General features: G+C 57.2%; 18 protein-coding genes and 2 tRNA genes. 12 read left to right on the top strand and 8 right to left on the bottom strand.

The features are described from left to right. The first annotated feature begins 190 nt into the window (after positions 1-190). Positions 191-829, top strand: a complete 639-nt coding sequence (gene rutR, locus BFG58_RS06320; RefSeq protein WP_008499819.1) for an HTH-type transcriptional regulator RutR — start codon at positions 191-193, stop codon at positions 827-829. Here rutR and BFG58_RS06315 read toward each other — a convergent pair. Then, on the bottom strand, positions 826-1,221 hold the full coding sequence (locus BFG58_RS06315) for a lysozyme inhibitor LprI family protein (protein WP_069719461.1): 396 nt from the start codon (positions 1,219-1,221) through the stop codon (positions 826-828). The genes rutR and BFG58_RS06315 overlap by 4 nt on opposite strands. Positions 1,222-1,322: 101 nt before the next feature. Next, on the bottom strand, positions 1,323-5,285 hold the full coding sequence (gene putA, locus BFG58_RS06310) for a trifunctional transcriptional regulator/proline dehydrogenase/L-glutamate gamma-semialdehyde dehydrogenase (protein WP_069719460.1): 3,963 nt from the start codon (positions 5,283-5,285) through the stop codon (positions 1,323-1,325). 423 nt (positions 5,286-5,708) lie between these two features. Here putA and putP point away from each other — a divergent pair, with 423 nt between their 5' ends. Next, positions 5,709-7,217 (top strand): sodium/proline symporter PutP, encoded by a 1,509-nt coding sequence (gene putP / locus BFG58_RS06305; RefSeq protein ID WP_045908304.1) that lies wholly within the window; start codon positions 5,709-5,711, stop codon positions 7,215-7,217. Positions 7,218-7,332: 115 nt separating this feature from the next. After that, positions 7,333-7,752: a DUF3574 domain-containing protein gene (locus BFG58_RS06300; RefSeq protein WP_045908303.1), complete on the top strand. Its 420-nt coding sequence runs from the start codon at positions 7,333-7,335 to the stop codon at positions 7,750-7,752. Positions 7,753-7,822: 70 nt separating this feature from the next. On the opposite strand, the gene BFG58_RS06295 is transcribed toward BFG58_RS06300, so the two are convergent. Further along, complete coding sequence (locus BFG58_RS06295; RefSeq protein WP_048222484.1) at positions 7,823-9,007, bottom strand: NupC/NupG family nucleoside CNT transporter; 1,185 nt, start codon at positions 9,005-9,007, stop codon at positions 7,823-7,825. Between the two features lie 251 nt (positions 9,008-9,258). Between BFG58_RS06295 and efeU the strand changes: the two genes are divergently transcribed. The 4 genes from efeU to phoH all read left to right on the top strand — a co-directional run bounded on the left by efeU (position 9,259) and on the right by phoH (position 13,838). Continuing rightward, positions 9,259-10,092: an iron uptake transporter permease EfeU gene (gene efeU / locus BFG58_RS06290; protein WP_045908301.1), complete on the top strand. Its 834-nt coding sequence runs from the start codon at positions 9,259-9,261 to the stop codon at positions 10,090-10,092. A gap of 40 nt (positions 10,093-10,132) precedes the next feature. Continuing rightward, complete coding sequence (gene efeO, locus BFG58_RS06285; RefSeq protein WP_045908300.1) at positions 10,133-11,260, top strand: iron uptake system protein EfeO; 1,128 nt, start codon at positions 10,133-10,135, stop codon at positions 11,258-11,260. 5 nt (positions 11,261-11,265) lie between these two features. Then, on the top strand, positions 11,266-12,549 hold the full coding sequence (efeB, locus tag BFG58_RS06280; protein WP_047747495.1) for an iron uptake transporter deferrochelatase/peroxidase subunit: 1,284 nt from the start codon (positions 11,266-11,268) through the stop codon (positions 12,547-12,549). Positions 12,550-13,049: 500 nt separating this feature from the next. Then, positions 13,050-13,838: a phosphate starvation-inducible protein PhoH gene (phoH, locus tag BFG58_RS06275; RefSeq protein ID WP_008503509.1), complete on the top strand. Its 789-nt coding sequence runs from the start codon at positions 13,050-13,052 to the stop codon at positions 13,836-13,838. A gap of 221 nt (positions 13,839-14,059) precedes the next feature. Here phoH and BFG58_RS06270 read toward each other — a convergent pair. The 3 genes from BFG58_RS06270 to BFG58_RS06260 form a co-directional block, all read right to left on the bottom strand. After that, positions 14,060-14,147 (bottom strand) — tRNA-Ser (locus BFG58_RS06270). A 147-nt stretch (positions 14,148-14,294) separates the two neighbouring features. Further along, entirely contained in the window at positions 14,295-14,972 is a 678-nt protein-coding gene (locus tag BFG58_RS06265; protein ID WP_048027360.1) for an isochorismatase family protein, read from the bottom strand. Between the two features lie 20 nt (positions 14,973-14,992). Beyond that, positions 14,993-15,853, bottom strand: coding sequence for a pirin family protein (locus tag BFG58_RS06260; protein WP_069719459.1), 861 nt, complete (start codon positions 15,851-15,853; stop codon positions 14,993-14,995). Positions 15,854-15,962: 109 nt separating this feature from the next. On the opposite strand from BFG58_RS06260, the gene BFG58_RS06255 reads away from it, so the two are divergent. Continuing rightward, positions 15,963-16,868, top strand: coding sequence for a LysR family transcriptional regulator (locus BFG58_RS06255; RefSeq protein WP_032651284.1), 906 nt, complete (start codon positions 15,963-15,965; stop codon positions 16,866-16,868). A 132-nt stretch (positions 16,869-17,000) separates the two neighbouring features. Here BFG58_RS06255 and BFG58_RS06250 read toward each other — a convergent pair. Next, positions 17,001-17,088 (bottom strand) — tRNA-Ser (locus tag BFG58_RS06250). A 232-nt stretch (positions 17,089-17,320) separates the two neighbouring features. Between BFG58_RS06250 and ghrA the strand changes: the two genes are divergently transcribed. The 4 genes from ghrA to BFG58_RS06230 all read left to right on the top strand — a co-directional run bounded on the left by ghrA (position 17,321) and on the right by BFG58_RS06230 (position 20,236). Continuing rightward, positions 17,321-18,259, top strand: a complete 939-nt coding sequence (ghrA, locus tag BFG58_RS06245; protein ID WP_069719458.1) for a glyoxylate/hydroxypyruvate reductase GhrA — start codon at positions 17,321-17,323, stop codon at positions 18,257-18,259. Positions 18,260-18,343: 84 nt separating this feature from the next. Beyond that, entirely contained in the window at positions 18,344-19,081 is a 738-nt protein-coding gene (locus BFG58_RS06240; RefSeq protein WP_008500850.1) for a phosphatase, read from the top strand. Positions 19,082-19,102: 21 nt separating this feature from the next. Beyond that, positions 19,103-19,657: a molecular chaperone gene (locus tag BFG58_RS06235; protein WP_069719457.1), complete on the top strand. Its 555-nt coding sequence runs from the start codon at positions 19,103-19,105 to the stop codon at positions 19,655-19,657. A gap of 96 nt (positions 19,658-19,753) precedes the next feature. Further along, the gene (locus BFG58_RS06230; RefSeq protein WP_139125294.1) at positions 19,754-20,236 is read left to right on the top strand and encodes a DUF1097 domain-containing protein; all 483 of its coding nucleotides are present in this window, start codon (positions 19,754-19,756) and stop codon (positions 20,234-20,236) included. A 43-nt stretch (positions 20,237-20,279) separates the two neighbouring features. Here BFG58_RS06230 and csgG read toward each other — a convergent pair whose 3' ends face one another. After that, positions 20,280-21,113: a curli production assembly/transport protein CsgG gene (gene csgG / locus BFG58_RS06225; protein WP_045357119.1), complete on the bottom strand. Its 834-nt coding sequence runs from the start codon at positions 21,111-21,113 to the stop codon at positions 20,280-20,282. Between the last annotated feature and the right edge of the window lie 20 nt (positions 21,114-21,133).

Here is a 21,133-nt window from a genome sequence, read left to right as displayed (position 1 = left end):
AACCGCACCAGGCTTTAAGTGGACCGTCTAAAGGACCGAGTAGTCAGCTATAAAGAAGGGGTAGCAACATTCGCACCTGGCCTACCATAACAGCTTTTCCTTTTCGATTTTGCACAGACACTGCAACCCAAAATGTCGAGAGAAAGCAGGGCATTTGCTATGCTATGGCAAAACAATAAGGAGAGCGGGAATGACACAAGGCGCAGTGAAAACACCAGGTAAACGTTCGCAGGCGGTGAGCGCCAAGAAGCAGGCGATCCTCAGCGCGGCGCTGGAGACCTTTTCGCAGTTTGGCATTCACGGCACGCGCCTGGAGCAGGTGGCGGAGCAGTCCGGGGTATCCAAAACCAATCTGCTCTACTATTACCCGTCGAAAGAGGCGCTGTATGTTGCGGTGATGCAGCAGATCCTCGATATCTGGCTGGCGCCGCTGAAAGCGTTCCGCGAAGAGCTGGCCCCGCTGGTGGCGATCAAAGAGTACATACGCCTGAAGCTGGAGGTGTCGCGCGATTACCCGCAGGCATCACGGCTGTTTTGTCTTGAGATGCTGCAGGGGGCGCCGCTGTTGCAGGCGGAGCTGACCGGAGATTTAAAACAGCTGGTGGACGATAAGTCGGCCATTATCGCCGGATGGGTGGCCAGCGGAAAACTGGCCCCGGTCGATCCGCATCATCTGATCTTTATGATTTGGGCCTCCACGCAGCATTACGCTGACTTTGCGGCCCAGGTCGAGGCGGTGACCGGAAAAACGCTCCAGGACGAAGCGTTTTTCCACAGCACCCTGGAAAACGTGCAGCGGATGATTATCGAAGGGATCCGCTTGCGCTAGTTCCCCGGTGGGAGAGGGCAGCTTAAGTCGCCCTCTTCACACTGCATCAGCGAGGCCAGAAACGCTTCGCGCTCCACGGTTTTCTCCGCCAGGCACTGATTCACGATCATCGGCTGAACGCTGCCGCCTTCCGTTCCCGAACCGATAAACGCACAGTCCGCGTCGCGCAGGGTAATCCAGGCCTGCTGCGCCTTTTTCAGCGGCTCGCGCTGGGGAGCTTCCGCGCGCTTGACGGCGGCCTGATAGGTCTGGTTGAGTTTTTTATCGGCAGCCTGGTATTGCTGCGCGCTACAGGTATTCAGTTCAAGCTGAGTGGTCGCTTTGTCGCACTCGTCGGCCAGCGCGCTGGCGCTCAGCAGCAGTGCTGCGCCTGCGAGAAATACTCTTTTCATCTTTCCCTCAGTATAAAAAAGCCGGATGCGCTGCGCATATCCGGCCTACGGTTGTTTTGTCGACCCGGTAAGCATAGCGCCACCGGGAAGAGTTTACACGATTAACCGATGGTCATCAGGCTGGCGTTACCCCCTGCCGCCGCGGTGTTGACGCTGAGCGAGCGCTCCACGTACAGACGCTCCAGCAGCAGGTTGGTTTCCCCGCGCGCGAAGCCCTGCACCGAAACAATTGCCCCACTGCGGGCCGCAACCTGCTCGCAGAGCTCGCGCAGCTGGTCGGAATCACCGTGATAAATCACGGCATCGAACGGCTGCGTCAGCAGCGCATCGGCTTTCGCGAAGTGGATACGGGCCGAGACCGCTTTCGGCAGCTGTTTGGCCAGGTCCCGATGCAGCGCATCTTCCGGCCACAGCACTTCACACCCGGTGGCCATCGCGGCGGCCAGCTGTACCAGCGCGTCCTGCTCGTTATCCGCCACGCACAGAACGCGCTCGCGCGGCATCAGCGTCCAGGTATTGCGCTCGCCGGTCGGCCCCGGCAGCAGACGCTGCGTACCGGCCTGTGCCAGCTCGCCATACTGCTGCGCCACGGCACGCAGTTCAGGACGTTTTTCCGCCCAGGCGATCAGCGCTTCCAGCGGCTGGGTCAGCACGGTTTTCAGCTGCGCATCCACCGGATACTCCGCATCCTGACGCGCCAGGGTGACGCCCAGCGCGTTCTCCGGACGGTTCGCCAGCAGACGGTACAGGTAGAGCGGACCGCCCGCTTTCGGGCCGGTGCCGGAGAGGCCTTCACCGCCGAACGGCTGCACGCCCACGACCGCGCCAACCATGTTGCGGTTAACGTACAGGTTGCCCACTTTGGCACTGCCGGTTACCTGCGCGATGGTCTCGTCGATACGGGTATGTACGCCGAGCGTCAGGCCATAGCCGGAGGCGTTGATCTGCTCAACCAGCTCGTTGAGGTTGTTACGGTTGTAGCGCACCACGTGCAGCACCGGACCGAAGACCTCTTTTTTCAGCTCGTCGAAGCTTGCCAGCTCGATAAGCGTAGGCGGCACAAAGGTGCCGGAACGCCACTCGCGGGCGTCTTCGCTGTTGTCTCGCACCGCCTGGAACACCGGACGGCCTTTCGCGCGCATGGCCTGAATGTGGTTTTCAATATTGGCTTTGGCTTCCGCGTCGATCACCGGCCCGATGTCGGTGGTGAGACGGCCCGGGTTGCCCATGCGACATTCGGCCATCGCGCCGCGCAGCATCTTCAGCGTGTGGTCCGCCACGTCATCCTGCAGGCACAGCACGCGCAGGGCGGAGCAGCGCTGACCGGCGCTGTCGAAGGCGGAGGCCAGTACGTCAACCACCACCTGCTCGGTGAGGGCGGAGGAGTCAACGATCATGGCGTTCATGCCGCCGGTTTCCGCGATAAGCGGAGTAGGACGACCCTGCGCATCCAGACGGGTGGCAATATTGCGCTGCAGCAGCGAGGCCACTTCGGTCGAACCAGTAAACATCACGCCGCGCACGCGGTTATCGGAGGTCAGTTTGGCGCCCACGGTTTCACCGCGGCCCGGCAGCAGCTGGACCACGCCCGCCGGTACGCCTGCTTCCAGAAGAATGTTGATGCCCTGCGCGGCAATCAGCGGGGTCTGCTCTGCCGGTTTTGCCAGCACGCTGTTGCCAGCGGCCAGGGCGGCGGCAATCTGGCCGGTGAAGATCGCCAGCGGGAAGTTCCACGGGCTGATACAGACGACCGGGCCGAGCGGGCGGTGGGTTTCGTTATCGAAATCATCGCGCACCTGACCGGCGTAGTAGTGCAGGAAGTCGACCGCCTCGCGCACTTCGGCGATGGCGTTGCTGAAGGTTTTACCCGCTTCGCGCACCAGAATGCCGATGAGTGACTGCATCTGGTCTTCCATCAGCACCGCCGCGCGCTCCAGAATGGCGGCACGTTCCTGCGGCGGGGTGGCGAACCAGATAGGTGCGTTATTCACCGCGCTGTCCAGCGCCTGATCCACTTCCGCATCGGTGGCTTCACGCACGTAGCCGACGATATCTTTTGGCTCAGCCGGGTTGATGACTGGCTGCATGTCGCCGTCAGCAACGGGCTGCTCCAGCATCGGTTTGGCTTGCCACTTCTGCAGCGCGCTGTTGAGCAGGGCAGAAGAGAGGGATGCCAGACGGTGTTCGTTGGCGAGATCCAGTCCCGCCGAGTTGACGCGGCCTTTGCCGTACAGCTCGCGCGGCAGGGCAATCTTCGGATGCGGCAGACCAATCTGGCCTTCCTGCGCCGCCATCTTCTCAACGGCCTGCACCGGATCGGCGACCAGCTCGTCGAGCGGCAGCGTGGTGTCGGCGATGCGGTTAACGAAGGAGGTGTTCGCGCCGTTTTCCAGCAGGCGACGCACCAGGTAGGCCAGCAGGGTTTCGTGGGTACCTACTGGGGCATAAATTCGGCACGGGCGGTTCAGCTTGCCGTCCGCCACTTTACCGGTCACCTGCTCGTACAGCGGTTCACCCATGCCGTGCAGGCACTGGAATTCGTACTGGCCCGGATAGTAGTTCTGACCCGCCAGGCTGTAGATCGCCGCCAGGGTGTGGGCGTTATGGGTGGCGAACTGCGGATAAATCAGGTTCGGCACGCCAAGCAGCTTTTTCGCGCAGGCGAGGTAAGAGACGTCGGTATAGACCTTGCGGGTGTAGACCGGATAGCCTTCCAACCCTTCCATCTGGGCGCGTTTGATTTCGCTGTCCCAGTAGGCCCCTTTCACCAGGCGGATCATCAGGCGACGGCGGCTACGGCTGGCCAGGTCAATCAGGTAATCAATGACGAACGGGCAGCGTTTCTGGTAGGCCTGGATAACGAAACCAATCCCGTTCCAGCCCGCCAGCTCCGGCTCGAAGCACAGTTTTTCCAGCAGATCGAGGGAGATCTCCAGACGGTCGGCCTCTTCGGCGTCGATGTTGATGCCGATGTCATACTGGCGCGCCAGCAGGGTCAGGGACTTCAGGCGCGGGTAGAGCTCTTCCATCACCCGGTCGTACTGCGCGCGGCTGTAGCGCGGGTGCAGGGCGGAGAGCTTAATCGAGATGCCCGGGCCTTCATAAATACCGCGACCGTTGGACGCTTTACCGATGGCGTGGATCGCCTGCTGGTAAGAAACCATGTAGGCCTGCGCGTCGGCGGCGGTCAGCGCCGCTTCGCCGAGCATGTCGTACGAATAGCGGAAACCTTTATCTTCCAGCTTGCGGGCGTTCGCCAGCGCTTCGGCAATGGTTTCTCCGGTCACAAACTGTTCGCCCATCAGACGCATCGCCATATCCACACCTTTGCGGATCAGCGGCTCGCCGCTCTTACCGATAATGCGGTTCAGAGAGCGTGACAGGTTGGCTTCGTTATGGGTCGAGACCAGCTTGCCGGTAAACAGCAGACCCCAGGTCGCGGCGTTGACGAACAGCGACGGGCTGCGGCCAATGTGCGAATGCCAGTTACCGTTGCTGATCTTGTCGCGGATCAGCGCGTCGCGGGTGGCTTTATCCGGAATACGCAGCAGCGCTTCCGCCAGGCACATCAGCGCCACGCCCTCCTGAGAGGAAAGGGAGAACTCCTGAAGCAGACCCTGAACCATCCCGGCGCGGCCGGTGGCGGTCTTCTGGTTACGCAGTTTGTCAGCCAGCTGGTACGCCAGGCTGTGCGCCTGGGCGGCAACGGCTTCCGGCAGACGAGCCTGCTCCAGCAGCATCGGTACGGCGTCGGTTTCGGCGCGACGGTACGCGCCGGTAATGGCGGCGCGGCTGACGGACTGCGGCAGGATCTGCTCGGCGAATTCGAGGAACGGCTGATGGCTCTCGTCGCCAGCGGCCGGCGCTTCCTCGCTTTCATTGGCGGCGCCGACGAGCAGGGCAGGCAGCTCCGGCAGGCCCTCGTCGCTCTCGAGTCTTTCGAGATAGTTAAAAATCGCCTGCTTAATTAACCAGTGCGGCGTGCGGTCAATGCGGGTTGCTGCGGTCTTAATCCGTTCGCGGGTTGCGTCATCCAGCTTAACCCCCATGGTGGTCATACCCATGCCAAAGCTCCTGTTGTGCTTTCATCGTGTTTGGTCGTTAGCGTGAAATATCCACCATGTTGCAACTTTGTGCAACCGTGTTAAATGTGACCTGGTTTGCAACCCGGGAAATGAATGAATTGTTAATGGATGGTTAGCTGGAAAAACGTGCTGCCTTTGTCCCGGGAAGCCTGTTTTTATGCGGGAGTTAACACTTTTAAAAGGTGCAACCCGTAAAAGCGTGAGCGGGTGCAACCTATAGGAAACTCGTATCAAACCGGGGATGAAATTGATGTAAATGCAGTGTTAAATCGTTTGTCAGCGGAGGGCGCATACGGCAGGATAGCGCGCCTCACCGAAACACAAGATACCGTCACCTCGTTCCGGTGATCATATAACAAGGCAACCCGGACGGTTGTCGCTCGACACTTTTGGAGAATTTGAATGGCAATTAGCACACCGATGCTGGTGACATTTCTCGTTTATATTTTTGGCATGATCCTGATAGGGTTTTTGGCGTGGCGTTCAACGAAAAACTTTGACGACTACATCCTGGGCGGACGCAGTTTAGGCCCGATGGTGACCGCACTCTCTGCGGGCGCATCGGACATGAGCGGCTGGCTGCTGATGGGTCTGCCCGGTGCGATTTTCATCTCTGGTATTTCGGAAAGCTGGATTGCCATCGGTCTGACCGTGGGCGCATGGATCAACTGGAAGCTGGTGGCAGGCCGTCTGCGCGTGCACACCGAGGCCAACAATAACGCCCTGACGCTGCCGGACTACTTCACCGGACGCTTTGAGGATAACAGCCGCGTGCTGCGTATTATCTCGGCGGTGGTGATCCTGGTGTTCTTCACCATCTACTGTGCCTCCGGCATCGTGGCCGGTGCGCGTCTGTTCGAAAGCACCTTCGGCATGAGCTACGAAACCGCCCTGTGGGCCGGTGCGGCGGCAACCATCCTCTATACCTTCGTGGGCGGCTTCCTGGCCGTCAGCTGGACCGACACCGTGCAGGCGAGCCTGATGATCTTCGCGCTGATCCTGACGCCGGTGATTGTGATTTTCACCGTTGGCGGCTTTGGCGATTCGCTGGAAGTGATCAAGCAGAAGAGCATCGAAAACGTCGATATGCTGAAAGGGCTCAACTTTGTCGCCATCGTCTCCCTGATGGGCTGGGGTCTGGGCTACTTCGGTCAGCCGCACATTCTGGCGCGCTTTATGGCGGCGGATTCTCACCACACCATCGTCCATGCGCGTCGCATCAGTATGACGTGGATGATTCTGTGTCTGGCGGGCGCGTGTGCGGTCGGCTTCTTCGGGATCGCCTACTTCAGCAATAACCCGGCGCAGGCGGGCGCGGTGAACCAGAACGCCGAACGCGTGTTTATCGAGCTGGCGCAGATTCTGTTTAACCCGTGGATTGCCGGTATTCTGCTCTCCGCGATCCTGGCCGCGGTGATGTCCACCCTGAGCTGTCAGCTGCTGGTCTGCTCCAGTGCCATCACCGAAGACCTCTATAAGGCCTTCCTGCGCAAGGGCGCGAGCCAGAAAGAGCTGGTATGGGTAGGGCGCTTTATGGTGCTGCTGGTGGCGCTGATTGCGATTGCGCTGGCGGCCAACCCGGAAAACCGCGTGCTGGGTCTCGTGAGCTACGCGTGGGCGGGCTTTGGTGCGGCGTTTGGTCCGGTCGTCCTGTTCTCCGTCATGTGGTCCCGTATGACCCGTAACGGCGCGCTGGCGGGGATGATTATCGGTGCGGTGACCGTTATCGTCTGGAAACAGTTCGCCTGGCTGGGCCTGTACGAAATCATCCCGGGCTTCATCTTCGGCAGCATCGGTATCGTGGTCTTCAGCCTGTTGGGTAAAGCACCGTCTGCCTCCATGCAGAAACGCTTTGCGGAAGCCGACGCGCATTACCACTCCGCACCGCCGTCTAAGCTGCAGCCAGAATAATTTTCTCACGCAGTACCGTAGGCCGGGTAAGCGCAAGCGCACCCGGCTTTTTTCTTGCCAAAATCCGTCTTTTCCTGTGATATCCCTGTGCTTATAACAATGAGGATAGCGAAGCATGACAATCAAAACAGGGTTAATGGCGGCGGCATTATTGATGCTGGCGGGCTGCAACGCGCCATCGCAACACGCGGCGGTGGAAACCTGCAAAGCGGATAACCAGATGCAGCAAACCACGCTCTATTTCGGCTTAAACCGTCCTGCCGGGGCGCAGATTACCCCCAACGAGTGGCAGCAGTTTGTTGACCAGGACGTGACGCCGCGCTTTCGCGATGGCTTAACGGTATTTGATGCCCGCGGGCAGTGGCTGGGGAACGACGGAAAAGTGGCGCGTGAACCGAGCAAGGCGCTGATGCTGATCCACGGAAAAGATGCGCAGAGTGAGAAGAACATCGAAGCGTTACGCGGGATTTATAAGTCACGCTTCGCGCAGGAGTCGGTGATGCGTGTCGATCAGCCGGTATGCGTACAGTTTTAATGAAAACGGCGGGAATTCCCGCCGTTATTGTTTTGCAGGCCGGGATCGCTGCGCGCCACCCGGCATTGCGTCAGAGCACCAACCCCGCAAAGCTCGCTGACAGCAAACTCACCAGCGTCGCGCCGTAGACCAGACGCAGCCCGAAACGCGATACCACGTTACCCTGTTGTTCGTTCAGGCCCTTAATCGCCCCGGCCACGATGCCGATGGAGGCGAAGTTCGCGAACGAGACGAGGAAGACGGATAAAATCCCCAGCCCGCGCGGGGACATCTGGTGCGCTATTTTCTGCAGCTCAATCATCGCCACAAATTCATTCGCCACCAGCTTGGTCGCCATAATGCTGCCCGCGTTTAAGGCATCGCTCAGCGGAATACCCACCAGCCATGCCAGGGGATAAAATACATAGCCCAGGATCTGCTGGAAGCTCATGCCAAATACGCTGGAGAAGAGGGCGTTAATGGCACTAATAAGGGCGATAAAGCCAATCAGCATCGCCAGAATAATCATCGCCACCTTAAAACCGGCCAGAATATACTCGCCGAGCATCTCGAAGAAGCTCTGCGATTCATGCAGCTTTTCAAGCTTGATATCCGGCTCCGCTTCCGGGCGCGCCGGGTTGATGACGGAGAGAATAATAAAGGTGCTGAACATGTTCAGAATCAGCGCCGCGACGACAAATTTGGCATCGAGCATGGTCATATACGCCCCGACAATCGACAGGGAGACCGTCGACATGGCCGTGGCCGCCATGGTGAACAGACGACGCGAGGAGAGATCGCCCAGCACGCCTTTGTAGGCAATAAAGTTTTCCGACTGGCCGAGGATCAGCGAGCTCACCGCATTAAAGGATTCCAGCTTGCCCATGCCGTTCAGTTTGGACAGCAGCGTACCGATCACCCGAATAAAAATCGGCAGGATCCGCCAGTGCTGAAGAATACCAATCAGCGCGGAAATAAAAATAATCGGGCAAAGTACGCCGAGGAAAATGAACGCCAGCCCTTTTTCTCCCATACCGCCAAAGACGAAATTAGTCCCTTCGCCAGCAAATTTGAGCAGTGACTCAAAAAATCCTGAGACGTATTTAATCAGGAATAACCCGCTTTCGGCGTGCAGGAAAAAGAACGCCAGCGCAATTTCAATAACAATCAGCTGTAAAACAAAACGAACCCGAATTTTCCGGCGGTCAAAACTCGTAAGCCAGGCCAGCGCAAGAATAATCACCAGCGCCAGCAGGAAATGGACAATTTTAAACATGGTTTATTTTCAGTTAGGTTGTGAGGCGGATATTTAGCCACAGCCCTGAATCAGCGTAAATGGGCATTTTCGTTATAACTTATAAACTTGACCGTTACGTATGTAACTATTATCAGGCTCTGCGTTTACAACTCGTCATCAAAACACCGCACATTTCGCTTGTGTTTCTTTCTGCCGTAATGATAATCACTATCACAAGAATTTACCTTTCTTTGCATCAGTTGACCGCGATAAACATTTAAGGTGTCGGCATGTTTGTTCCATTTCTCATTATGTTACGTGAAGGGCTCGAAGCCGCCCTTATCGTGAGCCTCATCGCCAGTTATCTGAAGCGAACCCAGCGCGGGCGCTGGATTGGCGTCATGTGGATCGGGGTCTTCCTTGCCGCGGCGCTCTGCCTGGGCTTAGGTGTCCTCATCAACGAAACCACCGGCGAGTTTCCGCAGAAAGAGCAGGAGCTGTTTGAAGGTATCGTCGCCGTGATTGCGGTGGTGATCCTCACCTGGATGGTGTTCTGGATGCGTAAAGTCTCCCGTAACGTGAAGGTGCAGCTGGAGCAGGCGGTGGATAACGCCCTACAGAAGGGGAACAACCACGGCTGGGCGCTCATTATGATGGTCTTTTTCGCCGTGGCGCGCGAAGGGCTGGAGTCTGTTTTCTTCCTGCTGGCGGCGTTTCAGCAGGATGTGGGGATTTGGCCGCCGCTGGGGGCCATGCTGGGCCTTGCCACGGCCGTGGTGCTCGGTTTCCTGCTCTACTGGGGCGGTATCCGCCTGAACCTGGGCGCCTTCTTCAAGTGGACCAGCCTGTTTATTCTGCTGGTAGCCGCGGGTCTGGCGGCAGGGGCGATTCGCGCCTTCCATGAAGCGGGCCTGTGGAACCATTTCCAGGACGTGGCGTTCGACCTCAGCAACGTTCTCTCCACGCACTCTCTGACCGGCACCCTGCTCGAAGGTATCTTCGGCTATCAGGAAACGCCGAGCGTCAGCGAAGTGGCGATGTACTTTATTTATCTGGTTCCGGCGCTGGTGCTGTTCGCAATGCCACCGCGTACCGGCACGCAGGCGTCGCGCGTTGCGCCGTAATCTTTGATTGAGTAACAACATACTTTTAAAGGGAAGAGTCATGGCAATTCAGTTCCGTCGTAGTGCGTTATGCGCAGGCATTGCCGCGCTGTTCGCTTCTGCATTCTCCGCCTGGGGCGCGGATGTTCCACAGGTTAAGGTCACCGTCAACGACAAGCAGTGTGAGCCGATGACCCTCACGGTGAACAGCGGAAAAACCCAGTTTATTATTCAGAACCACAGCCAGAAGGCGCTGGAGTGGGAGATCCTGAAAGGCGTTCTGGTGGTGGAAGAGCGTGAAAATATCGCCCCTGGCTTCAGCCAGAAGATGACCGCCAACCTGCAGCCGGGCGAGTATGAGATGACCTGCGGTCTGCTGACCAACCCGAAAGGGAAGCTTATCGTCAAAGGTGAAGCGACGGCCGATGCGGCGAAAGGCGCTGCGGTACTGAGCCTGGGCGATGCGATTACCGCGTATAAAGCGTACGTCACGAAAGAGACGGCGGATCTGGCAGCGGCAACCAAAGCCTTTACCGATGCGGTGAAGGCCGGTGATATCGAAAAAGCGAAATCCCTCTACGCGCCAACCCGTCAGCATTACGAGCGCATTGAGCCGATCGCCGAGCTGTTCTCTGACCTTGATGGCAGCATTGACGCTCGTGAAGATGATTTCGAGCAGAAAGCGGCCGATCCGAAATTCACCGGTTTCCACCGTCTGGAGAAAGCCCTGTTTGGCGATAATTCTGCCAAAGGGATGGAGAAGTATGCCGACCAGCTGAACAGCGACGTGCTGGAGCTGCAAAAGCGCATCAGCGAGCTGGCCTTCCCGCCATCAAAAGTGGTGGGCGGTGCGGCCGGGCTGATTGAAGAAGTGGCCGCGAGCAAAATCAGCGGCGAAGAAGATCGCTACAGCCATACCGACCTGTGGGACTTCCAGGCTAACGTCGACGGCGCGCAGAAAATTGTTAACCTGCTGCGTCCTCAGCTGCAGAAAGAGAACGGCGAGCTGCTGGCCAAAGTGGATGCCAACTTCAAAAAAGTCGACACCATCCTGGCGAAGTACCGCACCAAAGACGGGTTTGAGACCTACGACAAGCTGACCGATGCCGACCGTAATGCGCTGAAAGGCCCGATTACCGCCCTGGCGGAAGATCTCTCCCTGCTGCGTGGCGTACTGGGTCTGGACTAAGCACGATGAATAAGCATAACGAGAGCGACGTGGCTGAGCCTTCCCGTCGCCGGTTGTTAAAAGGGGTAGGGGCGCTGGGGGGCGCGCTTGCTCTGGCTGGCGGGTGTCCGGTGGCGCACGCGGCGAAACCGCAAAGCGCGCCCGGCACGCTGTCACCTAATGCCCGCATGGAGACGCAGCCGTTTTATGGCGAGCATCAGGCCGGTATCCTGACGCCGCAGCAGGCGTCGATGATGCTGGTGGCCTTTGATTCGCTGGCCAGTGATAAAGCCGATCTGGAACGTTTGTTCCGCCTGCTGACGACGCGCATCGCGTTTCTTACCGCCGGTGGACCGGCGCCCGATACGCCGAACCCGCGTCTGCCGCCAATGGACTCCGGCATTCTGGGGCCATTCATTGCCCCGGATAACCTGACCATAACCGTTTCGCTGGGAGAATCGCTGTTTGACGCGCGCTACGGGCTGGCAAAACAGAAGCCGAAAGCGCTGCAAAAAATGACGCGCTTCCCGAATGATTCCCTGGATGCCGCCCTTTGTCACGGCGACCTGCTCCTGCAGATCTGCGCCAACACCCAGGACACGGTGATCCACGCCCTGCGCGACATCATCAAGCACACGCCGGATCTGCTGAGCGTGCGCTGGAAGCGGGAAGGTTTTATCTCTGATCACGCCGCCCGCAGCAAGGGAAAAGAGACCCCGGTGAACCTGCTGGGCTTCAAGGACGGCACGGCCAACCCGGACAGCCACGATAGCGCGCTCATGAAGGAGGTGGTGTGGGTCACTGCCGACCAGAATGAACCGGCATGGGCGGTGGGCGGCAGCTATCAGGCGGTGCGGATTATTCAGTTCCACGTGGAGTTCTGGGACCGCACGCCGCTGAAAGAGCAGCAGACGATCTTCGGTCGTGACAAGCAAAGCGGGGCTCCGCTCGGCATGAAGAACGAGCATGATGTGCCCGACTACGCCAGCGATCCGAATGGCGATGTAATTGCGCTGGACAGCCATATTCGTCTGGCCAATCCGCGCACCAAAGAGACGCAGTCGAGCCTGATGATGCGTCGGGGATACAGCTACTCGCTCGGCGTCACCAATTCCGGTCAGCTCGATATGGGGCTGCTGTTCGTCTGCTATCAGCACGATCTGGAAAAAGGCTTCCTGACCGTGCAGAAGCGGCTCAACGGCGAAGCGCTGGAAGAGTACATTAAACCCATCGGCGGCGGTTATTTCTTTGCCCTGCCAGGCGTGCGCGACAGCAACGCGTATCTCGCTCAAGGTCTTATTGAAGCCTGATAATTGTCCCTGCGACGATTCGCAGGGACATTATTTTTTCATATGACTATCCTGCTGTTATATTTCTGTAATATTTCTATATGAGACTGATTTCAACTGTAGGGACAGTCTTAAAAGTTGCATTCAGGTAAAATAAATGTTGCATTTATGATAACTCCTGATGTACTTAAGATAAGACAGCGGTAGTTCCCGGCAGTGATGCTGAATCACTATGGAGATCGCGAATGGTTGCGTCCTGTACTGGACAAGGTAAACATAACAACCGCAGCACCCGGCGCGGAGGCTCAGACTCCGGCAGCGATTTCCTCACCACTAAATTTTCCCCCCTCCCTCAAGAATCTGATTCGACCGACGTGCAGAACGGTGCGCGTAGCTGTTCCGTATCGTCATCCGATAGTGCAAGCAATGGCTTACAAGGAAGCCAACCCTCTGATGTTCGTGCGCATAATCGTGCCGACGCTGGCGCGTGTGATGAATACCAACAACTCAAGGTGCTATCCATGGGAAGACAAAAAGCAGTGATCAAAGCTCGTCGCGAAGCAAAACGTGTGCTGAGACGGGATTCACGTAGCCATAAACAGCGTGAAGAAGAATCGGTCACCTCGCTTGTGCAGATGAGTGGCGTAGAAGCAATTGGCATGGCCCGTGACAGCCGTGATAATTCTCCAATTGTGGCGCGCAATGAGGCTCAGGCGCACTACCTGAATGCTATCGAGAGTAAACAGCTCATCTTTGCAACCGGTGAAGCCGGATGCGGGAAAACCTGGATCAGTGCAGCCAAAGCGGCGGAAGCGCTGATCCATAAGGACGTGGAGAGAATCATTGTTACCCGTCCGGTACTGCAGGCTGATGAAGATCTCGGCTTCTTGCCCGGTGATATTTCGGAGAAGTTTGCCCCGTACTTCAGGCCCGTCTATGACGTGCTGGTGAAGCGGCTGGGTGCATCCTTTATGCAGTACTGCCTGCGGCCAGAGATTGGCAAGGTGGAAATCGCGCCGTTCGCCTATATGCGCGGACGTACATTTGAAAATGCGGTCGTCATTCTTGACGAGGCTCAGAACGTGACCGCTGCGCAAATGAAGATGTTTTTAACGCGCCTCGGGGAGAACGTGACGGTTATCGTTAACGGCGATATTACCCAGTGTGACCTGCCGTCCGGCGTGAAATCCGGACTGAGCGACGCCATGTCACGTTTTGAGGAAGATGAGATGATTGGGGTGGTACGCTTCACCAAAGATGACTGCGTGCGCTCGGCGCTCTGCCAGCGCACGCTGCAAGCGTATTACTGAGTTTGCTGTTGCGTTCAAGGCCCGGGAAACCGGGCTTTGTTTTTTGTGCGGGCATGTCGTCGGGTGGCGCTGCGCTTACCCGACCTACAATACCCGTATGCCTGGTAAGCGCAGCGCCACCAGGCATAAAGAGCGCAGGGAGTTTCAAGGTTCGAATCCCCCCTTTCGGAGAAGATAAAAGAAAAAAGCCCGTACTTTCGTACGAGCTCTTATCTTGAAGATGGCGGTGAGGGGGGGATTCGAACCCCCGATACGTTGCCGTATACACACTTTCCAGGCGTGCTCCTTCAGCCACTCGGACACCTCACCATATTGTTTTGCTGCCTGACCGCTTGGGGGGCAACGGGGCGCTACTATAGGGAGTTGCGCTGACACGGTCAAGCAGATTTTCAGCTTTAGTGCCTGTTCGGTTAAGCAATAATCAGCTCCACGGTTTTTACGCCGTGGAGCAGGGGATTAACGCTGTGAATCGAGCACTTCGCTGTTTTTAACCACTTCCTGCGCTTTGCTGTAGCTTTCGATCAGAAGCTGATAAGCCGGGAAGATGTGTGTGTACACTTCCGCCCACTCCGCGGCATCTTCACGGTTCCATGTACGCTGGATCTCAGAGGCCACCGCCGCCGTATCCATCGGGACCACACCGGCCTGTACAACGCGCGCCAGCGTGATCTCCTGCGCCATTTTGCTGTAGGTGCCGGAGGCATCAATCACCGCAAACACTTTATACCCGTCCGCCACCGCGCTGATTGACGGGAAGGCCATGCAGACGCTGGTGATGGTGCCCGCAATGATCAACGTCTTACGCCCGGTGGCTTTTACCGCCGCCACGAACTCCGGGTTATCCCAGGCGTTGATTTCGCCTTTACGGGCAACATATTGCGCATGCGGCGCGTTGGCGTGGATCTCCGGGATAAGCGGTCCGTTTGGTCCTTGTGGGACGGACGCGGTGGTGATCACCGGGATTTTCGCCAGGGTTGCGATTTTTGCCAGCGCTGCCGCACGGGCACGCAGTTCCGGCATTGGCATATCCCCGACGGTCTGGAACAGACCGCTCTGGTGATCGATAAGCAACATCACCGCATCGTTTACATCGATGGCCGGACGGGTTCCGTTAAAATTCGCAGGTGTAGACATCTTCTTCTCCTTTATTACGTTCAGATCTGGCCGAAGCGGCCGGAATTGAAATCACGAATGGCTTCGTTGATTTCGGTTTTACTGTTCATCACAAACGGGCCATAGCCCACGATCGGTTCATTCAGCGGCTCACCGGCCATCAGCAGCACTTTTGCGTCGCTGTTCGCTTCCAGGTGCAGTTTGTCGCCTTCCTGACTTAACACGACCAGCTGGGCTTCACCCGCCTGAGCGGTACCGTTTACCGTGATGCTGCCTTCAAGCACGACCAGCGCGGTGCTCCAGCCTTCCGGCTGAGCGAGCGTCAGATGGCTTCCCTGGTTCAGCGCGATGTCCCAGACGTTGAGCGGCGAGAAGGTGTGCGCCGGGCCGGTCACCGTGTCATAGCGACCGGCAATAACCCGCAGCGTTCCACCATTGTCAGGCAGCGTCACCACCGGGATGTCGGCTTTCGTGATGCTCTGGTAGCCCGGTGCGGCCATCTTGTCTTTCGCCGGCAGGTTGACCCAAAGCTGCATCATTTTGAGTTCCCCGCCTTTCTGCGAGAACGCGCTGGAGTGGAACTCCTCGTGCAAAATGCCTGCGCCTGCGGTCATCCACTGCACGTCGCCGGGCCCAATCACACCGCCTTTCCCCGTGGAGTCGCGATGCTCCACTTCACCGGCATAGACGATAGTGACCGTCTCAAAACCCCGGTGAGGATGCTGGCCTACGCCGCGTTTCGCACCATCTGCCGGAAAGGTGTATGGACCCGCATAGTCCAACAGCAGGAACGGGCTGAGCGGCTCGCCGTGGGTTTGATAAGAGAACATTGAACGGACCGGGAAACCATCGCCAACCCAGTGCTGACGAGGAGCGGTATAAACGCCAGTGATGTTTTTCATGATTAACTCCTGATGTTCTGTTGATGTAATTAGCTTATATTCAGGGTTAATATCCCGGTAGATAGTGAAAATGGCATTCACTGTTCTGAAAATAGAACGATGAGGATTTATGCAGGATCTCAATGACTTCGTCTGGTTTGTGAAGGTTGTGGAGTACGGGGGGTTTGCGGCGGCGGGAAGGGCGCTTGATTTGCCGAAGTCCAGGCTAAGCCGCCGGATTGCGCAGCTGGAAGAGCGGCTTGGCGTACGGTTGATACAGCGCACGACGCGGCAGTTTACGGTGACGGAAGTGGGGCACACTTTCTATCAGCACTGTAAGGCAATGCTGATAGAAGCAGAAGCGGCAGAGGAGGCCGTTGCTGCGCTGCAGGCTGAGCCGCGCGGCGTCGTCAGGATCACCTGTCCCGTCACGTTACTGCACGTCCACGTGGGACCGATGCTGGCGCGGTTTATGGCGCGCTACCCCGGGATTAATCTCCAGCTTGAGGCCACCAATCGTCGGGTCGATCTTGTTGGCGAAGGTATTGATGTGGCTATCCGCGTGCGTCCGCGTCCGTTTGATGACAGCGACCTGGTGTTAAGGGTGCTGGCTGACCGGGGGCATTGCCTGGTGGCAAGTCCGCAGTTGATTGAACGTATGGGTAAACCGCGAATGCCTTCCGAACTCAGTGAATGGCCTGGATTAAGTATGGGGGCCGGTAAACAGGTGCATAAATGGGAGCTCAGTGGTCCAGAAGGGGCGAAAGCGGAGATCCACTACGCACCGCGCTTTATTACCACCGACATGCTGGCACTGCGGGAAGCAGCGATGGCGGGCGTGGGCGTTGTACAGTTGCCGATTTTGATGGTGAAGGATCAGCTTGCGTCAGGGGAACTGGTACGGGTGCTGGACGCGTGGGAACCCCGACGGGAAGTAATTCACGCGGTTTATCCTTCGCGGCGCGGCATGCTGCCGTCGGTCAGGACGCTGGTGGATTTTCTGACTGAAGAGTATGCGAAGATGGTGGAGGAGTAGCTTTTTGTAGGTCGGGTAAGCGCAGCGCCACCCGACATAAAGAGCGCAGGGAGTTTCAAGGTTCGAATCCCCCTTTTCGGAGAATATAAAAGAAAAAAGCCCGTACTTTCGTACGAGCTCTCATCTCAAATATGGCGGTGAGGGGGGGATTCGAACCCCCGATACGTTGCCGTATACACACTTTCCAGGCGTGCTCCTTCAGCCACTCGGACACCTCACCATATTGTCATCCCGTTGTTGACGGGACGGGCGCTAATGTAAGGAAAAGCCGAACTGCCGTCAACTCACTTTTTCAGTAATTTAGCGCGTTTAGACAAACTTCAGACAACATGATTCTTAAATGTGCTGAAAGCGTCTTTTTTATCAACAACACAGCCGTGCAATAAATTTGTTATGCTGACAACCTCGTTAAAAAACAAAATAAATCAGCGCAATAAAAGGCAGGAATGACTATGGATATACTTTTCTATCACCCTACGTTTGATACGGCCTACTGGATCGAGGCGCTCACGGCGGCACTACCCGGCGCACGCGTTCGCGAGTGGAAGCGTGGAGATAACGAACATGCTGACTATGCGCTGGTCTGGCATCCGCCGGTAGAAATGCTCCAGGGTCGTAAGCTAAAGGCCGTTTTTGCCCTTGGGGCGGGCGTGGATTCCATTCTGAGCAAGCTGAAGGCGCACCCTGACATGCTGCCGGAAGCGATTCCCCTGTTCCGCCTGGAAGATACCGGAATGGGGCAGCAGATGCAGGAATATGCGGTCAGCCAGGTGTTGCACTGGTTCCGCCGCTTTGATGACTATCAGGCATTTAAACAGCAGGCCCATTGGGAGCCGCTGCCGGATTACCGTCGTGAAGACTTTACCATCGGCATCCTCGGTGCGGGCGTGCTGGGCTCAAAGGTGGCTGAAGCCCTCGCACCGTGGGGCTTTCCGCTGCGCTGCTGGAGCCGCAGCCGCAAAGATTACCCGGGCATCGAGAGCTTTGCCGGCACGGATGAACTCCCGGCCTTTCTGAACGGCACGCGCGTGCTGATCAACCTGCTGCCCAATACGGCGGAAACGGTCGGTATCATCAATGAAGACTTGCTCAACCAGTTAGCCGATCAGAGCTACCTGATGAACCTGGCGCGCGGGGTGCATCTGGTCGAGACCGATCTGCTGAAGGCGCTGGACAGCGGAAAGCTAAAAGGCGCCATGCTGGATGTCTATAGCCGTGAGCCGCTGCCGGTGGAAAGCCCGCTGTGGGCACATCCGCGCGTGGCGATGACCCCGCACGTGGCCGCCGTGACGCGTCCGGCAGAAGCGGTGGCGTACATATCCCATACCATCAGCGAAATGGAGAAGGGTAACGCGGTCACCGGCCAGGTCGACAGACAGCGCGGCTACTGAGAGAAACCCGGCGTTCGCCGGGTTTTTGCTAATATTCGCCGCTGATAACTGCTATCCTTTGGAAAAACCGCAGAGGAGAGAGAGATGTATCCCGTTGACCTGCATATGCACACCGTCGCCAGTACCCACGCGTATAGCAACCTCCATGATTATATCGCCCAGGCGAAGCTTAAGGGGATTAAGCTGTTCGCGATCACCGATCATGGCCCGGACATGGCGGATGCGCCGCACTACTGGCATTTTGTGAATATGCGGATCTGGCCACGTCTGGTGGACGGCATTGGGATACTGCGCGGCATCGAGGCGAATATCAAAAATACCGACGGTGAGATCGACTGCACCGGCCCGATGCTGACGTCGCTGGACCTCATCCTCGCCGGTTTCCACGAGCCGGTTTTTGCACCTCAGGATAAAGAGACCAACACCGCGGCGATGATTGCCACCATTGCCAGCGGCAATGTGCACATTATCAGCCACCCCGGCAACCCGAAGTACCCGATTGATATTCAGGCTGTCGCGCAGGCGGCAGCGAAGCACCGCGTGGCGCTGGAGATTAACAACTCCTCCTTTGTTCACTCGCGTAAGGGCAGTGAAGCCAACTGCCGCGAAGTGGCGGCCGCCGTCCGCGATGCGGGCGGCATGGTGGCGCTGGGTTCGGATTCCCATACCGCCTTCACGCTGGGCGATTTCAGCGAGTGCCTGAAGGTGCTGAATGACGTTAACTTCCCGGAAGCGCAAATCCTGAACGTCACCCCGCGCCGCATGCTCGATTTCCTCGAATCGCGCGGCATGGAGCCGATTGCCGAATTTGCCGATCTTTAATTGTGTAATGGAATAATAAAAATGAACGAGTTTTCCATCCTTTGCCGCGTGCTGGGTACGCTCTATTATCGCCAGCCGCAAGACCCGCTGTTGGTTCCGCTTTTTACGTTAATTCGTGAAGGTAAACTGGCGGAGAACTGGCCGCTGGAACAGGATGATTTATTGGCGCGTCTGCAAAAAAGCTGCGACATGCAGCAGATTGCGACCGATTACAATGCGCTGTTCGTCGGTGAAGAGTGCCGCGTTTCGCCATACCGTTCTGCCTGGCAGGAAGGGGCGACGGAAGCGGAAGTCCGAGCTTTCCTCTCCACCCGCGGTATGCCGCTAAGCGATACGCCAGCCGATCATATCGGTACGCTGCTGCTTGCTGCCTCCTGGATCGAAGACAACGCCGGGGATGATGAGAACGAAGCCATCGAAACCTTGTTCGAAACGTACCTGCTGCCGTGGGTCGGCACATTCCTGGGTAAAGTCGAAGCCCATGCCACCTCGCCATTCTGGAGAACGCTGGCACCGCTGACCCGCGACGCGATCGCGGCGATGTGGGATGAGCTGCAAGAAGAGAATGTAGGGTGATTTAGATCACATAAATTCTGCAACTCCACATTTCAATTTGCACAAAATGTGCTTCTGATCGCATTTCTATGGTGCGCTTCTGCTAAGATGCGCGCCATGAACATATTACTTTGTATCGCAATAACGACGGGCATTCTCTCCGGACTTTGGGGATGGGTGGCCGTGTCTCTCGGATTGCTCAGCTGGGCCGGATTCCTTGGCTGTACGGCCTATTTCGCCTGTCCGCAGGGGGGCGTCAAAGGGCTCTTCATCTCAGGCTGCACGCTGATGAGCGGGGTTATCTGGGCGCTGGTGATCATGAAAGGCAGCGCGCTGGCACCGCATCTGGAGATACTGGGGTACGTCATGACGGGCGTGGTTGCCTTCCTGATGTGCGTTCAGGCTAAGCATCTGCTGCTTTCGTTTGTGCCGGGAACCTTCATGGGAGCGTGCGCGACCTTTGCAGGGCAGGGTGACTGGAAGCTGGTGGTGCCTTCCCTGGCGCTGGGGTTGCTGTTTGGCTATGCCATGAAAAACAGCGGTCTTTGGCTGGCGTCGCGGCGGGAAAAAGCGCAAAACATCACGGCGGTGAGCGAATAAAAAAAGGCGAGATAATCATCTCGCCTTTTTTATGCGCTTCCTGTCAGGATTCCGGAGGGACTGACATATCGCGGTATTTCACCAGTATCGGGTTCTGCACGTCTGCTTTGTTTTGCAGATCCCACAGCCCGCGGTCAATACCGTCGTTGATTAAGAAGATCACGCCGGTTTCAATGGCTGACATCAGACACATCATGACCGGCTCGTTAGAGGTGTAACCAATTTCACCCTCAAGCAAACGCTGGTAATCGATGAAGCGGAATACCCCTGCCTGAACTTCATAGGACAGTATGGTTTTGCTGGTGGTCACCGAAGAGAGCACTTCGCCTGTACTGACGTTGACCACACGCAGGTTAACGGCGATTTGGTCGAGCTGGTACTGGGTATCCGCACCGATACCGAAGTACCGCGCGCCCGCACCACCCGATTTAACGTTACTTTCGTAACCAATAATCGATCCTTCAATCATCACGTTTGCTGCCGCCAGAGATTCCAGAGGCGTGCGGTTATTGGCCGCGACGGTACCATTCTCCTGTGCGGCACGAATGATTTTCCGTTCATTCAACAGGTTCTGAAGACCCTGACGTTCCAGCGGAATAAACCAGTGCGAATCCTTGAGTGCGGTAACCAGCATCGCGGTGGCGCTTTGCGGCACGGCCGTGGAGAAGTTACTTGCCGGGTAAGGTTTGAATTGCCCGGTTTCGTCCTGAATGTTGTATACGGAGACAAATATTTTCCCCGTTGGAGCAGGTAAATGCGTTAAATCACGATAACTCTGGGCCCGAGGCATTAATGTTGGTTTTGCAGCTTCTTTAGGTGGAGCAGTTAAACAACCGCTCAATAAGCACACTGCAACAAATATCAGGAAGCGCTGCATGATCGTTGTCCTTATTTAGC

The organism is Enterobacter sp. ku-bf2 (assembly GCF_001742765.1).
In the GTDB taxonomy this organism is placed as follows: domain Bacteria; phylum Pseudomonadota; class Gammaproteobacteria; order Enterobacterales; family Enterobacteriaceae; genus Enterobacter; species Enterobacter quasiroggenkampii.
Note: the sequence above shows the minus strand (reverse complement) of the source record. Positions and strands in the feature narration are given on the sequence as shown.

What these genes read in the sequence shown, in the direction of transcription:
- BFG58_RS06265 (WP_048027360.1), bottom strand. Translation starts at nt 14,972, where the DNA reads ATGTCTACACCTGCGAATTTTAACGGAACCCGTCCGGCCATCGATGTA.
- putP (WP_045908304.1), top strand. Translation starts at nt 5,709, where the DNA reads ATGGCAATTAGCACACCGATGCTGGTGACATTTCTCGTTTATATTTTT.
- rutR (WP_008499819.1), top strand. Translation starts at nt 191, where the DNA reads ATGACACAAGGCGCAGTGAAAACACCAGGTAAACGTTCGCAGGCGGTG.
- csgG (WP_045357119.1), bottom strand. Translation starts at nt 21,113, where the DNA reads ATGCAGCGCTTCCTGATATTTGTTGCAGTGTGCTTATTGAGCGGTTGT.
- efeB (WP_047747495.1), top strand. Translation starts at nt 11,266, where the DNA reads ATGAATAAGCATAACGAGAGCGACGTGGCTGAGCCTTCCCGTCGCCGG.
- ghrA (WP_069719458.1), top strand. Translation starts at nt 17,321, where the DNA reads ATGGATATACTTTTCTATCACCCTACGTTTGATACGGCCTACTGGATC.
- efeU (WP_045908301.1), top strand. Translation starts at nt 9,259, where the DNA reads ATGTTTGTTCCATTTCTCATTATGTTACGTGAAGGGCTCGAAGCCGCC.
- phoH (WP_008503509.1), top strand. Translation starts at nt 13,050, where the DNA reads ATGGGAAGACAAAAAGCAGTGATCAAAGCTCGTCGCGAAGCAAAACGT.
- BFG58_RS06240 (WP_008500850.1), top strand. Translation starts at nt 18,344, where the DNA reads ATGTATCCCGTTGACCTGCATATGCACACCGTCGCCAGTACCCACGCG.
- BFG58_RS06300 (WP_045908303.1), top strand. Translation starts at nt 7,333, where the DNA reads ATGACAATCAAAACAGGGTTAATGGCGGCGGCATTATTGATGCTGGCG.
- efeO (WP_045908300.1), top strand. Translation starts at nt 10,133, where the DNA reads ATGGCAATTCAGTTCCGTCGTAGTGCGTTATGCGCAGGCATTGCCGCG.
- BFG58_RS06315 (WP_069719461.1), bottom strand. Translation starts at nt 1,221, where the DNA reads ATGAAAAGAGTATTTCTCGCAGGCGCAGCACTGCTGCTGAGCGCCAGC.
- BFG58_RS06255 (WP_032651284.1), top strand. Translation starts at nt 15,963, where the DNA reads ATGCAGGATCTCAATGACTTCGTCTGGTTTGTGAAGGTTGTGGAGTAC.
- putA (WP_069719460.1), bottom strand. Translation starts at nt 5,285, where the DNA reads ATGGGTATGACCACCATGGGGGTTAAGCTGGATGACGCAACCCGCGAA.
- BFG58_RS06230 (WP_139125294.1), top strand. Translation starts at nt 19,754, where the DNA reads ATGAACATATTACTTTGTATCGCAATAACGACGGGCATTCTCTCCGGA.
- BFG58_RS06260 (WP_069719459.1), bottom strand. Translation starts at nt 15,853, where the DNA reads ATGAAAAACATCACTGGCGTTTATACCGCTCCTCGTCAGCACTGGGTT.
- BFG58_RS06295 (WP_048222484.1), bottom strand. Translation starts at nt 9,007, where the DNA reads ATGTTTAAAATTGTCCATTTCCTGCTGGCGCTGGTGATTATTCTTGCG.
- BFG58_RS06235 (WP_069719457.1), top strand. Translation starts at nt 19,103, where the DNA reads ATGAACGAGTTTTCCATCCTTTGCCGCGTGCTGGGTACGCTCTATTAT.